Here is a 14,384-nt window from a genome sequence, read left to right on the forward strand (position 1 = left end):
ACGAGCCGGGGGTATTGAGAGGAAAGTCCTGCATGCAAACCAACCTGCTGAAACCCAAATCCATCAACGTGGAACAGCTTGGCACGAACCGCGCCAAGGTGACCCTGGAGCCTTTCGAGCGCGGCTACGGCCACACGCTCGGCAACGCGCTGCGCCGGGTCCTGCTCTCGTCGATGGTCGGGTATGCGGCGACGGAGGTGACCATCGCCGGAGTCCTGCACGAGTATTCGTCGATCGACGGCGTGCAGGAAGACGTGGTGGGCATCCTGCTGAACCTGAAGGGCGTGGTCTTCAAGCTCCACAACCGCGACGAAGTCACGCTGAGCTTGCGCAAGGACGGCGAGGGCGTCGTCACGGCCGCCGACATCCAGACCCCGCATGACGTCGAGATCATCAATCCCGACCACGTGATCGCCACCCTGTCCCAGGGCGGCAAGATCGACATGCAGATCAAGGTGGAGAAGGGCCGTGGCTACGTGCCCGGCAACGTCCGCCGCTACGGCGACGAGCCGACCAAGTCGATCGGCCGCATCGTGCTGGACGCATCGTTCTCCCCGGTCAAGCGCGTGAGCTACACGGTCGAAAGCGCCCGTGTGGAACAGCGTACCGACCTGGACAAGCTGGTGATGGAGATCGAGACCAACGGCGCGATCACCGCCGAAGACGCCGTGCGCGCCTCCGCCAAGATCCTGGTGGAACAGCTCGCCGTGTTCGCGCAGCTGGAAGGCTCCGAACTGGCCGCCTTCGACCAGCCGGTGCAGCGTTCGTCGCAGCAGTTCGACCCGATCCTGCTGCGCCCGGTCGATGAGCTCGAACTCACGGTTCGCTCCGCGAACTGCCTGAAGGCCGAGAACATCTACTACATCGGTGACCTGATCCAGCGCACCGAAAACGAGCTGCTGAAGACCCCCAACCTGGGTCGCAAGTCGCTCAACGAGATCAAGGAAGTCCTGGCTTCCCGCGGTCTCACGCTGGGCATGAAGCTCGAGTCCTGGCCCCCCGCAGGTCTCGACAAGCGTTAATCAATGGTGGACTGGCAGTACCTGATACGGCTGCCTTTTAGATAAGGAAAGGAACACACCATGCGTCACGGCCACGGCCTCCGCAAACTGAACCGCACGAGCGAGCACCGCCTCGCCATGCTGCGCAACATGATGAATTCGCTGATCGAGCACGAGGCCATCAAGACCACCGTGCCGAAGGCGAAGGAACTGCGCCGCGTGATCGAGCCGATGATCACCCTGGGCAAGGAAGACAGCCTGTCGAACAAGCGCCTGGCCTTCGACCGCCTGCGCAACCGCGACAACGTGACCAAGCTCTTCGCCGAGCTGGGCCCGCGCTACAAGACCCGTCCGGGCGGCTACACCCGCATCCTGAAGATGGGCTTCCGCGTCGGCGACAACGCGCCGATGGCGCTGGTCGAACTGGTGGATCGTCCCGAGCCCACCGAAGGTGCCGCCGAACAAGCCGGCGAGTAAGCAAGAACTGACGCGCGGTGGAGCAGCCTGGTAGCTCGTTGGGCTCATAACCCAAAGGTCGCAAGTTCAAATCTTGCCCGCGCAACCAATTCAAACCCGCTGGTGAACCCAGCGGGTTTTTTTATTGGGGCGGCACGTAAGGCTGCACAGTGTCTTCCTGCGCCGGATGATTGCGCGCCACCACGGCGCGCGCGGGCTCGGTCGCACTGAGGTTGATCGCCTCGTGCGGCACGCCGGGCGGGATGAAGAGGAACTCGCCCGCGCGGCTGACGGTTTCGTTCTCCAGGCGCGGGCCCCAGCGCGTCGCGACCACGCCTTCGAGCACATAGATCGCCGTCTCGTAGCCGACGTGCGAATGCGGCTCGGAGCGGGCGCCGGGCGGGATCACCACGAGGTGCATCGACAGGCCCGTCGCGCCGACGGTCTGTCCCGAGACGCCGATGAAATAGGGCAGGCGCTGTTGCGTCAGCACCTCGCGCTCGGGGCGGATGGGCTGGACCTGCGGGTGATGCATGGCGGCCTCCTCGTGGGGTCACGCCGCAGCTTACTCCCGCAGCCGTTGCCTCCCTCAGTGGCTGCGGGCGGGACGGCGCCGGCGCAGGCCGTCCAGGAAGTAGAAGGTGGTCTGCTGGCAGTGCGTGCAGAAGCAGAGCGAGGAGCCGGGCACCAGCCGCATCCACCACTTCCTTGGCACGCCAACTTCATAGATCCGGGGCAGGATGCACTTGCAGGCCATGTCGATCAAAGGTACGTTAGCAGACCATATTGTAGAAAATCGACCTACAAGATTCCTTACAGCATGGCCCGGACCTTGGCCACCGTGGCGCGCAGCGGCGGCAGCAGCCGCGCCTCGATCTCGCCGCGGCTCCAGCTGGCCGAAGCCACGGCCATGCCGATGGCGCCGTGGCAGCGCCCGCGCCGGTCGACCAGTGCCGCCGCCACGCCGCTGTAGCCGGGATTGAACTGCTGCTCCAGGATGCACCAGCCTTGCGCCCGGGCGCCGCGCGCATGCTGCGCGAAGCGCATGGGATCGGTCATCGTGTCGCGCGTGAACGGGGTGAACTCGTGCGCCAGGGCCCAGGCCTCGAGTTCGGCGTCCGGCAAGAGCAGGCCGGCCAGCAGTGGCCCCGGCGCCACCGCATGGGCCGGCGAGCGCGCGCCGCGCTGGTAGCCCACCGACAGCACGCGCGGGCTGTCGCTGCGCGCGAGATAGGTGACGTCGTGCCCGTCCAACACGCTCAGGTTCACCGTCTCGTGCGTGCTCTCGGCCAGCTGCTGCAGGAAGGGTTGCACCAGGCGCGGGAAGCGCGCCGCCTCCAGGAAGCTGTTGCCCAGGCGCAGCACGCGCGGCTCCAGCCAGAAGCGCTTGCCATCGGTGGCCGCGTAGCCCAGGTGCACCAGCGTCAGCAAGTGCCGGCGTGCGGCCGTGCGCGTGATGGCGCAGCGCTCCGCGCAATCGGTGGCATTGAGTGTCGGATGCTCGTCGTCGAAGGCCTCGATGACCCGCAGGCCCTTGGCCAGGCCTTCCACCAGATCCCTCTCCTGCACCGGACTTACCCTTGTTTCGTTCATAGATCGCGCAATGGGTGCGATTCTTGAACACTTCCGTTGAAAGCGCCACGAGGGATAACTAGCATGGGCCCCCACCCCATGACTGACCTTCTCCAGCTCGTCTTCTCCGGCATGGCCACCGGCAGCATCTATGCCCTGGCCGCCCTGGGCTTCACGCTGCTCTGGCAGGCCTCCGGCACCGTCAACTTCGCGCAGGGCGAGTTCGTGATGCTGCCGGCCTTCGCCATGCTGGCCTTCGGCAACCTGGGCCTGCCCTTGCCACTGGCCTTCCTCGCCACCTGCGTGCTCGCGATCGGCGTGCTCGGTTGGGGCTTCAAGCGCGGCATCGCCGACCCGTTGCTGAAGTTCGGCCTGATGCCGATCGTGGTCGCAACCATCGGGCTGGCGATCGCGCTGCGCAATGGCGTTCGGGCCGGCATCAGCGCCCAGGCTTTCCCCTTTCCCAGCCTGTTCGCCGACAAGCTGTTCACCCTGGGCGGCGTCACGGTGAGCCTGGCCGATGTCGGCACGCTGGCGATCGCAGTGGCGCTGGTGCTGGGCACGCAGGCCTTCCTGGCGCGCACGGTCACCGGCCGCGCGATGCAGGCCGTGGCGCAGAACACCGAAAGCGCCACCGTGCTGGGCATCGACGTGCCGCGCATGGTGTTCTACACCTTCGCCATCAACGCGGTGCTGGCGTGCGCGGCGGCGCTGCTGGTCACGCCGACCTACCTGGCGAAGTTCGACATGGGCGAGTCGCTGGGCACCAAGGCCTTCTTCGCCGCCATCATCGGCGGCTTCAACAACAGCCGCGGCGCGCTGCTGGGCGGCGTGATCGTCGGCGTCGGCGAGAACCTGGCGGCCGCCTACATCTCGCCTGCCTACAAGGACGCCGTGGCGCTGGTGCTGTTCATGGGGGTGATCCTGTTCAAGCCCCAAGGGCTGCTGGGCAAGCGCGTGGAGCGAAAAGTATGACCCCCCCCGAAGCGCCTTCGGCGCCTCCCCCTCAAGGGGGCGCCACCAGCGGCCCGGCAAAGCCGGTTCCGCAGTGGCACGCGAGCAAGCCCGTCATCCTGGCTGTCCTGACACTCGTCCTGCTGGCGGTGCCGCCTTTCCTCAAGAACTACGGCATCTATCTCTTCACCTACTGGCTGGTGTTCGTGATCGCCACCATGGGCCTGAACCTCACCGTCGGCTACGCCGGCCAGAAGTCGCTGGGGCACGCAGCCTTCTTCGGCATCGGGGCCTATACGGTCGCCATCCTGATGAAGGCGGGCGTCAGCTTCTGGCTGGGGCTGCCGGCGGCGATGGCGCTGTGTTTCGCGATCGGCCTGGCGATCGGCTTCCCGGCGCTGCGCGTGCAGGCCCTGTACCTCGCCTTTGCCACACTGGGCTTCAACACCGCGGTATGGCTGGTGCTGCGGAACGAGGAGTGGCTCACCGGCGGCACCTTCGGCATCAACAACATCGCGCGGCCCTCGCTGTTCGGGCTGGTGCTGGACAAGCCGCTGGCCTTCTACTACTTCACGCTGGGCGTGGCCATCCTGCTGGCCTGGTGGCTGTGGCGTCTGCTGGCCTCGCCCTGGGGCAAGGCCTTCACGGCCCTGCGCGACAACCCGATCCGCGCGGAAAGCCTGGGCATCGATACGCGCGCCTACACGCTGCTCTCCTTCGCCATCGGTGCCGTGTATGCGGGCGTCGCGGGCGCCCTGTTCGCGCCACTGGTGGAGTTCATCGAGCCGGCACCTTTCGGCGTCAGCACCTCGATCATGATGTACCTGATGGTGGTGGTCGGCGGCGCCGGCTACTTCTTCGGCCCGCTGCTCGGGGCCGCCGTCGGCGTGCTGCTGCCGGAATGGCTGCGCTTCGCGCAGGGCTGGTACCTGTTCGTGTTCGGCGTGGCGGTGGTGGCCTTGATGCTGTGGCTGCCGGATGGCCTTCTCAGCATCCCGGAACGCCTGCGAGCGCGCCGCCTGGCCAAGGCCGCACGCGCCGCCGCGCTCGCGGAACCGGTGGAGGCGCAGGCATGAACGCGCCGCTGCTGAAAGTCAGCGACATCTCCAAGTCCTACGGCGGCCTGCGCGCCGTCGACGGCGTCAGCTTCGAAGTGCTGCCCGGCGAGATCTTCGGCGTGATCGGCCCCAATGGCTCCGGCAAGACGACGCTGTTCAACAGCGTGCTGGGCCAGATCACGCCCAACACCGGGCGCATCGAGCTGAAGGGCCGCGACATCACCGGCCTGTCGCCGGTGCAGCTCAATCGCCGCGGGGTGGGCCGCACCTTCCAGACCCTGCAGGTGTTCGGCAAGATGACGGTGCGCGACAACCTGCTGGTCGCCGCGCAGGAGCACCAGGGCTCGATGGCCAGCCGCATGTTCGCGCCGGGCGATTCCGGCCTGGGCGCGCGGGCCGACGCGCTGATCCAGCAGTTCCGCATCGCCCACGTCGCGCACAAGAAGGCCGGCGAACTCAGTTACGGCCAGCAGAAGCTGGTGGACATCGCGATGGCCTTCATGAGCGAGCCGGACCTGGTGCTGCTGGACGAGCCCTGCGCCGGCGTCAACCCTTCGCTGGTGGGGGGCATCTCCACCTTGCTGAAGGAACTCAATCGCAGCCGCCGTGCGAGCTTCGTCGTCATCGAGCACAACATGGACTTCGTCATGGACCTGTGCCACCGCATCCTGGTGATGGTCGAAGGCAAGGTGATGGCGCTGGGCACGCCGGCCGAGATTCGCGCGAACAAGCAGGTGCTGGACGCCTACCTGGGCAACTGAATCATGGACGCCGCCATCGAATTCCAGGACGTCGTCGCCGGTTACGGCGATTTCATGATCCTGAACAAGCTGAAGCTGCGCGCCACGCGCGGCAAGATCACGCTGCTGATCGGCCCCAACGGCGCCGGCAAGAGCACGGTGCTGAAGACGCTGTTCGGCCTGCTGAAGGTGCGGCAGGGCCGAGTGTTGCTGCAGGGCGAGGACATCACCGGCGCCAGCGCGCGCGACCTGCTGGTGAAACACGGCGTGGCCTTCGTGCCGCAAGGCCGCAACCTGTTCGGCCAGCTCTCGGTCTACGAGAACCTGGAGCTGGGCGGCATCACGCTGGGAACCAGGATCACGCGTGAGCGGATCCCCGAAGTGCTGTCGCTGTTCCCGCGCGTGCAGGAGCGCCTGCACAGCGCAGCGTCCTCGCTTTCCGGCGGCGAGCAGAAGCAGCTGGAAGTAGGCCGCGCACTGCTGCTGCGCCCGCGCGTGCTGCTGATCGACGAGCCTTCCATCGGCCTGTCGCCGCTGGTGGTGCAGGACGTCTTCCGCCTGCTGCGCAAGCTGGCCGACGAACAGGGCGTGACGGTGCTGATGGTGGAACAGAACGTCAAGAGCGCGCTGAAAATGGCCGACGACGCCATCGCGCTCGAAGCCGGCCGCCTGGTGCTGCACAAGCCCGCGGACGAACTCCTGGCCGACCCCGACATCGAGCGCCTCTTCCTCGGCGGCGGCCACGTGCCGGCCGCGATCGCCTGAACCAGACATGACACAAGGAAACCCCATGAACATCACCGGGACCACCCGGGTCTTCTACATCCTCGGCGACCCGGTCGCCCAGGTGCGCGCGCCCGAGGTCTACAACCACCTGTTCCGCGAGCACGGCATCGACGCCGTGCTGGTGCCGCTGAAGCTGCCGGCGAAGGCGCTGCAAGGCTTCCTGCAACACGGCATGGCGGCGGAAAACGTCGGTGGCTTCTGGGCCACGATGCCGCACAAGCCTGCGCTGTGCGAGTACCTGAAGCCCAGCGACCCGGTCGCGCAGATCGCCCACGCCGTCAACGCGGTGCGGCGCCTGCCCGATGGCACGCTGGAAGCAGCGCTGTTCGACGGCATCGGCTTCGTCAAGGGCCTGGACTATTTCGGCATCCCGGTCGAAGGCAAGCGCGTGCTGGTGGTGGGCGCGGGTGGTGGCGGCCATGCAGTGGCTGCGGCCATTGCGCAGCGCAAGCCGGCGCAGCTGTCCGTCTACAACCGCACGCAGGAACGCGCCCAGTCGCTGGTGCAGCGCCTGAAGCCACTGGTGGGCGAGGCCGCGCAGGTCGCCGCCAGCAACGACCCCGCCGGCTATGACCTGGTCGTCAACTGCACCTCGCAAGGCCTGAAGGCCGACGACGCCCTGCCTTTCGACCCGCAACGGCTGGATCCCCAGGCCGCCGTCGTCGACATCATCATGAGCCGCGAACCCACGGCGCTGCTGAAGGTCTGCCGCGCCCGCGGCCACCGCGCCGAAGCCGGCTACGAGATGCTGGTGCAGCAGGTGCCCGAGTACCTGCGCTTCATGGGTTTCCCGGAACTCGCGCAGAAGCTGCAGGGCGACCTGTCCGGCATGCGCGCGCTGCTTTACCCCAAGCAATGAACCACTGAAGAAGGAGACAAGCCATGGCCGTTCGTTTCACCCACCTCGTGGCCGCCGCTGGCGCGGCCCTGCTGTTGCAGGCGCCTGCCTGGGCGCAGACCATCAAGATCGCCAACATCGTCGAACTCTCCGGCGCCGGCGCCACCAGCGGCACCAACTTCCGCGACGGCATGCTGCTGGCCGTGAAGGAGATCAATGCGGCCGGCGGCATCCTCGGCCACAAGATCGAGACGACCACGGCCGACACCCAGAGCAACCCGGGCGTGGCCAAGGGCCTGGCGCAGAAGGCCATCGACGACAACGTGTTCGCCGTGTTCGGGCCGGTGTTCTCCGGCTCCATCATGGTGAGCATGGCCGAGACCAGGCGCGCCGGGGTGCCCAACTTCACCGGTGGCGAAGCGGCCGGCATCACCAAGCAGGGCAACCCCTACATCTTCCGCACCAGCTTCACACAGGACACCGCGATGCCCAAGATCGCGCGCTACATGGCCGGGCCGATGAAGGTGAAGAGCGTGGCGCTGATCTACGTGAACAACGACTACGGCAAGGGCGGCCGCGAATCGCTGATGCAGGCGCTGCAGCCGCTGGGCGTCAAGGTCGTCAGCGACGTGTCCACCGAGCAGAACCAGGTGGACTTCTCCGCCGCGGTGCTGAAGGCCAAGCAGAGCAATGCCGACGCCGTCTTCGTTTACCTGAACGAGGAAGAGTCGGCGCGGGCGCTGCGCGAACTGCGCAAGCAGGGCGTGAACAAGCCCATCGTCGGCGAGACCACGCTGGTCGGCCAGAAGGTGATCGAGCTCGCCGGTGACGCCGCCAACGGTGCGGTGGCGCACGTGGGGCTCACCGTCGACGCACCCCTGCCGGCCATGCGCGCCTTCCGCGCCAAGTTCGAGAAGGAGTACCGCTACACGCCGGACCACAACGGCATCAAGGGCTACACCGGCGTCTACGTGCTGAAGGCCGCGATCGAGAAGGTCGGCAAGCTCGATCGCAAGGCCGTGGCGGAAGCGATGCACACGCTGAAGGTGTCGGCGGCCAAGGAGCCGGGCGTGATCATGGACGTGAGCTTCGACAAGAACGGCGACCTCGATCGCGAAAGCTTCCTGGTGGAAGCGAAGAACGGCAAGCAGGAGATCAAGGAAGTCCTGCCCGCGCTCGGCGCCGCCAAGTGATGTTCGACGCGCCCAAGGTCGACGCCCACTGCCACATCCTGGACCCGGCGCGCTTCCCCTATGCGCCGGACGCGATCTACCAGCCGGCAAACCAGGAGGTCGGCACGCTGGACCAGTACCTGCAGGTGATGGACGCCTACGGCATCCGCCAGGCCCTGCTGGTCGGGCCCAACTCGGGCTACAACCTGGACAACCGCTGCATGCTGGATGCGCTGGCGCGCGGCGCCGGACGCTTCCGCGGCGTGGCCGTGGTGCGCAACGACGCCACGCGCGACGAGCTGCTGGCGCTGAAGCAGGCAGGCGTCGTCGGCGTGGCCTTCAATGCGACCGTGCTGGGCGTAGCCTACTACCTGCAGGCCGGGCCGTTGTTGCGCCACCTGGCCGATCTCGACCTGTTCGTCTCGATGCAGGTGGAGCACGACCAACTGCTTGGCTTGCGCCAGCTGCTGGTGGATAGCGGCGTGCGCCTGGTGTTCGACCACTGCGGCCGGCCCCGGGCGGGCGCCGGCATCGACCAGCCAGGCTTCCAGGCGCTGCTGGAGCTCGGGCGCAGCAAGCGTGCGGCGGTGAAGCTCTCCGGCTACCAGAAGTTTTCGCAGCAGCCGCCGCCCTACGAGGACGCTCGGCCCTTCGTGCAGGCGCTGCTGGAGGCCTTCACGCCCGAGGCCTGCATGTGGGCTTCCGACTGGCCCTTCCTGCGCGCGCCCGCGCGGCTCGACGTCGGGCCGCTGCTGCGCCAATTCGAGCGCGTGGTGCCGGATGCGGACGTGCGCCGGCAGGTGATGTGGGACACGCCGCGGCGCTGGCTGGGCTTGGTGGACAGCTAAGGACGGGAGTGCTTCAATAGCGCGGCCCCGAGGAGCCGCGATGAGCAAACGAATTGCCGGACTGGTCCTGCTGGCTTGCGCCGGCGCGGCGAACGCGCAGATCGCCGGCACCGGCGCCGGCATCGTCACCAGCAGCAACGTCACGCTGTTCGGCGTCGTCGACGTCGCGGCGGCCTGGGGCGGTGGCAGCATCGCCGACCGCACGCGCCTGGTGAGCGGAGCCAACAGCAGCTCGCGCGTCGGCTTTCGCGGCGTCGAGGACCTCGGTGCGCACCTGGGCGCCGGCTTCTGGCTGGAAGCGGGTGTCAATGCCGACGACGGCACCGGCGCCACCAGCAACACGAACAACCAGCCGGTGTCCGGCAGCGGGAGCGGCGGGCTCACGTTCAATCGCCGGTCCACCGTCAGCCTGATGGGCGACTGGGGCGAGCTGCGGCTCGGCCGCGACATCGTGGCCTCGTGGCGCAACAAGGACCAGACCGATCCCTTCTCCACCAACGGCGTCGGCACGACCTTGCCGCACGCGATCACCATCGCCGGCGTCACCGCGCAGCGCGCCTCCAACATGATCGGCTACTTCCTGCCGCAGGCGCTGCTGCCTGGCGTGTTCGGCGAAGCGCAGTACTACGCCGGCGAAAACCAGTCCGGCAGCGATGGCAACGGCTGGCAGGCGCGGCTGGGATATGCCAACAAGACCTGGGGCCTCGCGGCGGGCTATGGCCTCACCAAGTACGCGCAGACCGCGACGCTCGGCGACACGCAGGTGTGGAACGTCGGCGCGCACTGGGACTTCGGCGTGGCGCGCCTCACGGCCGGCTACTTCCACGACACGGTGAAACAGGTGGCGGAGCGCACGGGCACCGGCTACATCGTCGGCGCGGTGGCGCCGATCGGGGCCGGCCAGCTGAAGCTCTCCTATTCCACCTACAAGGTCGACGACCTCGGCGACCCCACCGCGCGCAAGCTGGCGCTGGGCTACGTCTACAACCTGTCGCAGCGAACGGCGCTTTACGCCACCTATGCGCATATCGACAACCGCGGACCTTCGGACGCTGCACTCAACGGCGCGTTGACGGCGCCTGGCAGTTCATCGAATGGCGTCGACCTCGGGCTGAAGCATTCGTTCTGACGTTCTGAGAGAGGGCGCATTCGAAATGCGCTATACTCTCCCTCTCTGACGCGCGGTGGAGCAGCCTGGTAGCTCGTTGGGCTCATAACCCAAAGGTCGCAAGTTCAAATCTTGCCCGCGCAACCAAATCCCAGACGCCCGCAATCGCGGGCGTTTGTCTTTTCTAGAGCCACCCGGCCTTCCTGAACTTCCACCACACGGTGGTGCAGGACACGGCGATGGTCGCCAGTGCCACGGGGTAGCCCCAGGCCCATTTGAGCTCCGGCATGTGCTCGAAGTTCATGCCCCAGATGCCGACGATGAAGGTGGCCACGGCGAACACGCCGGCCCAGGCCGCCAGCTTCTTGGTGATCTCGCCCTCCTCGATGGTCGTCAGCGACAGGTTGACCTGGATCGCGGTGGAGATGGTGTCGCGCAGCGCCTCCAGCACGCCCTGGATGCGCACCAGGTGGTCGACCACGTCGCGGAAGTAGTCGCGCGAGTTGTCGCAGACGGCCGGCACGCGCCCGCGCGTGAGCTTGCCCACTGCCTCCAGCAGCGGCAGCACGGCATGGCGCACGGTGGTCACGCGCTGCTTCAGGTCGTACAGCCGCTTGATGTTGTCGCGGGCCGGGCTGCCCGGTTCGAAGATGCGCTCCTCGATCGCGTCCAGCTCGCTTTCCAGCGCATCGACGATGGGGAAGTAGCGGTCCACCACCGCGTCCATCAACGCGTACAGGACGAAGCCGGGGCCCTGGCGCAGCAGGTGCGGCTCGCGCTCGGCGCGTTCGCGTACCCCCAGCAGGTGCTGGCGGCTGCGGTTGCGCACCGACAGGATGAAGTTCGGGCCGACGAACATGTGGATCTCGCCGGTGCCCAGTTCGTCGGTGGGCGTCAGCTCCAGCGTCTGCAGCACCACGAACAGCGTCTCGCCGAACTCCTCGATCTTCGGCCGCTGGTGGCCGTGCAGCGCGTCTTCCACGGCCAGGTCGTGCAGGCCGAACTGCTGCTGCATCAAGGCCAGCTCCGGCTCGGTCGCGTCGCGCAGGGCGACCCAGACGAAGCAGCCCGGCCGCGCGATGTAGCCGGCGATCGCCTCCACCGGCACGTCGTTCATCCGCCGGCCTTCCTGGTAGGCGACGCAGTTGATCAGCATGGGAGTCTCCTCTGGATCCTTGACCGCAAGGATGCATGGGTCTGCCTTGATTGACCATCCCCCGCGGCCGGGCTTATGGTCGCCTCCGCCCAAGACAAGGAGCCCCGAGATCGCAGCGCGCTTCAGGCCGCTGTTCACGCGCAAGTGAGCGACACGTTCGCGCGGGCCTGGGGGCCGGCTGCTCGCGGGCTGCGCCATCATGTTCGCGAGGATGGTGGTCATCGTCGCTGACGTCTTCCTGTGCAACGTTCGGTAGCCGCGTTCTCGCTCACTCCGATTCCGCTGTTCGTGCTGATGGGGGAGATCCTGTTCCACACGGGCCGCGCGCTGAAGGTGATCGAAGGCATCGAACGGCTGGTGCGGCGCCTGCCCGGGCGGGCACCGTGTTCTCCGCTTTCTCGGGTTCCACCATCGCGACGACGGCGATGCTCGGCTCGCTGATGCTGCCGGGGATAGCCACCGCCTTGCCGAAGCGCCTGGGCTGACGCAGCCGGCTGTCATGCAAACGTCGCCATCGGTGGTGACACTGTCGAGCTGACATTTCCAGCCCGACCCATGCAAGCGAACCCTGTCCTGCCCGATCCCGCGCGCCGCCGGCTGCTTGGCATGCCGGCCCTCCTGGCACTGGGCCTGGCCGGTTGCGCCTCCGCGCCGCAAGCGCAGTCGGAAGCCGCGGTCTCCCAGTTTTCAACCTGCCAGCAGGTGGACTGCCTGCCGCCAGGCTGGGAGCCCTACGTCCTGCGGCGCGACCTGCCGCGCACCGATTACCGCATGGTGGATTTCGAGGGGCAGCGGGTGCTGCACGCCAGTGGCGTCGGCGCGAGCTCGGGCCTGCGCTGCGCCGTGCAGGCGGATGCCCATGCCACGCCCTGGCTGCGCTGGGGCTGGCGGGCGGACGACGTGCCCGCCGGCGCCTGCGTGAGCAGAAGCGAGACCGACGACTCCCCGGCCCGAGTCGTGCTGGCCTTCGACGGCGACCTGGCCGAACTCTCGCCGCGCGACCGCACCTTCTTCGAGCTGGTGGAACTGGTTACCGGCCAGCGCCTGCCCTATGCGACCCTCATGTATGTGTGGGATGCGCAGCTGCCCATAGGCTCCGTCGTGCACTACGCCCGCACCAGCCGCATCCGCTACCTGGTGGTCGAAAGCGGCACTGACCGGCAGGGCCGCTGGACGACTTACGAGCGCAACGTGCAGGCCGATTTCCGGCGCGCCTTCGGCGAAGAGCCCGGCGCCATCCAGAGCGTGGGCGTGCTCTCGGACAGCGACGACCTGAAGCAGGACATCCGGGCCTGGTACGGCGACGTGGTGCTGGGCGCCTAGTCGCGCATGCTCAGGACCTTGTTGGTCCGCAGCGCCACCAGCGTGACCAGCGCGCCGGACAGCAGGTACATGCTGACGGCGACCAGGCCGAACTGCGCCGACAGGCCCAGGGCCACCAGCGGGGCGAAGGCCGCGCCGACCAGCCAGGCCAGGTCCGAGCTCAGGGCCGCACCGGTGTAGCGGAAGCGCGATTCGAAGTTGGAGCTCACGGAACCCGCGGACTGGCCGTAGGACAAGCCCAACAGGACAAAGCCGATCAGGATGAAAAGATCCTGCCGGAAGTCCGTGCCACCCAGCAGCCAGGGCGTGGCCAGGCTGAACAGGCCGATGGCCACCGCCAGGGCGCCCAGCGTGCTGCGGCGGCCGATGCGGTCCGCCAACAAGCCGGATAGCGGCATCGCCACCGCCGCCAGCACCGCGCCCAGCAGCTCCACCGACATGAACTGGCCGATCTCCTGCTGCGAGTAGATCATCACCCAGGACAGCGGGAAGACCGTGACCAGGTGGAACAGCGCATAGGAAGCCAGCGGGGCGAAGGCACCGACCAGGACGTTGGAGCCCTGTTGGGACACCAGTTCGCGCACGTCGCAGGGTTCCAGTTCAGCCTCTTCCAGCTGGCGCTCGTATTCGTGCGTCACCACCAGGCGCAGCCGGGCAAACAGCGCGACCACGTTGATGGCGAAGGCCGCGAAGAAGGGGAAGCGCCAGCCCCAGTCCAGGAAATCGGTCTCCGACAGGTTGCCCCACAGGTAGGCAAAAACCCCGCAGGAGATGAGGAAGCCCAGCGGGGCGCCCAGCTGGCCCAGCATGGCGTACCAGCCGCGCTTGTTTTCCGGCGCGTTCAGCGCCAGCAGCGAGGGCAGGCCGTCCCAGGAAGCCCCCAGCCCGAGGCCCTGGGCCACGCGGCAAAGGGTGAGCAGCAGGATGGCCGTGCCGCCGGCGGTGGCAAAACCAGGCAGCAATGCCATCGTGACCGTGCTGGTCCCGAGCACCAGCAAGGCTGCCGTCAGCTTCGCGCCGCGGCCGAAATGCCGCTGCAGCGACATGCCGATCAGCGTCCCCAGGGGGCGCACGACGAAGGCCAGGGCGAACAGGGCGAAGGCATAGAGCGTCCCCTGCAGCCGGTCGACGAAGGGGAAGAAGACCGACGGGAACACCAGCACCGAGGCGATGCCGTAGACGAAAAAGTCGAAATATTCCGAGGCCCGGCCGATGACGACCCCGACGGCGATGTCGCCCGGGGCGATCTGCGCTTCGTCAGGGGAGTTGTCGGGGGTCGCGCCGTGGGCGCCGAATCGGGTCGGGAGATGGGCGAGGGTGGCGAGTTCGGCAGATGTCATGAAAAGGCACTAACCAAGTGGTTCGGAGAGTG

General features: G+C 67.4%; 16 protein-coding genes and 2 tRNA genes. 13 read left to right on the forward strand and 5 right to left on the reverse strand.

Features of this window, described 5'->3' with window-relative positions:
* Positions 1-32 precede the first annotated feature (32 nt).
* The 3 genes from HHL11_RS03835 to HHL11_RS03845 all read left to right on the forward strand — a co-directional run bounded on the left by HHL11_RS03835 (position 33) and on the right by HHL11_RS03845 (position 1,566).
* The gene (locus tag HHL11_RS03835) at positions 33-1,022 is read left to right on the forward strand and encodes a DNA-directed RNA polymerase subunit alpha (RefSeq protein WP_169417117.1); all 990 of its coding nucleotides are present in this window, start codon (positions 33-35) and stop codon (positions 1,020-1,022) included.
* A gap of 60 nt (positions 1,023-1,082) precedes the next feature.
* Complete coding sequence (rplQ, locus tag HHL11_RS03840; protein ID WP_169417118.1) at positions 1,083-1,478, forward strand: 50S ribosomal protein L17; 396 nt, start codon at positions 1,083-1,085, stop codon at positions 1,476-1,478.
* Between the two features lie 11 nt (positions 1,479-1,489).
* A tRNA-Met gene (locus HHL11_RS03845) sits at positions 1,490-1,566 on the forward strand.
* Between the two features lie 33 nt (positions 1,567-1,599).
* Here HHL11_RS03845 and HHL11_RS03850 read toward each other — a convergent pair.
* From HHL11_RS03850 to HHL11_RS03860, 3 genes are read right to left on the reverse strand one after another with little or no spacing between them, the layout of a single operon-like run.
* Positions 1,600-1,992: a cupin domain-containing protein gene (locus tag HHL11_RS03850; RefSeq protein WP_169417119.1), complete on the reverse strand. Its 393-nt coding sequence runs from the start codon at positions 1,990-1,992 to the stop codon at positions 1,600-1,602.
* A 54-nt stretch (positions 1,993-2,046) separates the two neighbouring features.
* Entirely contained in the window at positions 2,047-2,214 is a 168-nt protein-coding gene (locus HHL11_RS03855) for a hypothetical protein (RefSeq protein ID WP_169417120.1), read from the reverse strand.
* A 56-nt stretch (positions 2,215-2,270) separates the two neighbouring features.
* Positions 2,271-3,026, reverse strand: a complete 756-nt coding sequence (locus HHL11_RS03860; protein WP_342593170.1) for an IclR family transcriptional regulator domain-containing protein — start codon at positions 3,024-3,026, stop codon at positions 2,271-2,273.
* Positions 3,027-3,128: 102 nt separating this feature from the next.
* On the opposite strand from HHL11_RS03860, the gene HHL11_RS03865 reads away from it, so the two are divergent.
* From HHL11_RS03865 to HHL11_RS03905, 9 genes are all read left to right on the forward strand, one after another.
* Positions 3,129-4,004 carry a branched-chain amino acid ABC transporter permease gene (locus HHL11_RS03865; RefSeq protein ID WP_169417122.1) on the forward strand — a complete coding sequence of 292 codons (876 nt, stop codon included), beginning with the start codon at positions 3,129-3,131 and terminating at the stop codon, positions 4,002-4,004.
* The gene (locus tag HHL11_RS03870) at positions 4,001-5,059 is read left to right on the forward strand and encodes a branched-chain amino acid ABC transporter permease (RefSeq protein ID WP_169417123.1); all 1,059 of its coding nucleotides are present in this window, start codon (positions 4,001-4,003) and stop codon (positions 5,057-5,059) included. Before HHL11_RS03865 ends, HHL11_RS03870 begins: the two co-directional genes overlap by 4 nt.
* The gene (locus HHL11_RS03875; RefSeq protein WP_169417124.1) at positions 5,056-5,802 is read left to right on the forward strand and encodes an ABC transporter ATP-binding protein; all 747 of its coding nucleotides are present in this window, start codon (positions 5,056-5,058) and stop codon (positions 5,800-5,802) included. The genes HHL11_RS03870 and HHL11_RS03875 overlap by 4 nt, the downstream gene beginning before the upstream one ends.
* A gap of 3 nt (positions 5,803-5,805) precedes the next feature.
* Positions 5,806-6,546 carry an ABC transporter ATP-binding protein gene (locus tag HHL11_RS03880; RefSeq protein WP_169417125.1) on the forward strand — a complete coding sequence of 247 codons (741 nt, stop codon included), beginning with the start codon at positions 5,806-5,808 and terminating at the stop codon, positions 6,544-6,546.
* A gap of 25 nt (positions 6,547-6,571) precedes the next feature.
* Positions 6,572-7,426, forward strand: a complete 855-nt coding sequence (locus tag HHL11_RS03885; RefSeq protein WP_169417126.1) for a shikimate dehydrogenase family protein — start codon at positions 6,572-6,574, stop codon at positions 7,424-7,426.
* Positions 7,427-7,449: 23 nt separating this feature from the next.
* On the forward strand, positions 7,450-8,598 hold the full coding sequence (locus HHL11_RS03890; RefSeq protein ID WP_169417127.1) for an ABC transporter substrate-binding protein: 1,149 nt from the start codon (positions 7,450-7,452) through the stop codon (positions 8,596-8,598).
* Entirely contained in the window at positions 8,598-9,425 is an 828-nt protein-coding gene (locus tag HHL11_RS03895; protein WP_169417128.1) for an amidohydrolase family protein, read from the forward strand. The genes HHL11_RS03890 and HHL11_RS03895 overlap by 1 nt, the downstream gene beginning before the upstream one ends.
* Positions 9,426-9,465: 40 nt before the next feature.
* Positions 9,466-10,554, forward strand: coding sequence for a porin (locus tag HHL11_RS03900; RefSeq protein WP_169417129.1), 1,089 nt, complete (start codon positions 9,466-9,468; stop codon positions 10,552-10,554).
* 49 nt (positions 10,555-10,603) lie between these two features.
* Positions 10,604-10,680 (forward strand) — tRNA-Met (locus HHL11_RS03905).
* A gap of 37 nt (positions 10,681-10,717) precedes the next feature.
* Here the strand turns inward: HHL11_RS03905 and corA are convergent.
* Complete coding sequence (gene corA, locus HHL11_RS03910; RefSeq protein WP_169417130.1) at positions 10,718-11,689, reverse strand: magnesium/cobalt transporter CorA; 972 nt, start codon at positions 11,687-11,689, stop codon at positions 10,718-10,720.
* Between the two features lie 555 nt (positions 11,690-12,244).
* Between corA and HHL11_RS03920 the strand changes: the two genes are divergently transcribed.
* A complete protein-coding gene (locus HHL11_RS03920; protein WP_240979998.1) occupies positions 12,245-13,012 on the forward strand; it encodes a DUF3047 domain-containing protein in 768 nt (255 codons plus the stop codon).
* Here the strand turns inward: HHL11_RS03920 and HHL11_RS03925 are convergent.
* Positions 13,009-14,352: an MFS transporter gene (locus tag HHL11_RS03925; RefSeq protein WP_169417131.1), complete on the reverse strand. Its 1,344-nt coding sequence runs from the start codon at positions 14,350-14,352 to the stop codon at positions 13,009-13,011. The two genes, HHL11_RS03920 and HHL11_RS03925, sit on opposite strands and share 4 nt — an antisense overlap.
* Positions 14,353-14,384: the final 32 nt, after the last annotated feature.

This window comes from Ramlibacter agri (genome assembly GCF_012927085.1).
Taxonomy (GTDB): Bacteria; Pseudomonadota; Gammaproteobacteria; order Burkholderiales; family Burkholderiaceae_C; genus Ramlibacter; species Ramlibacter agri.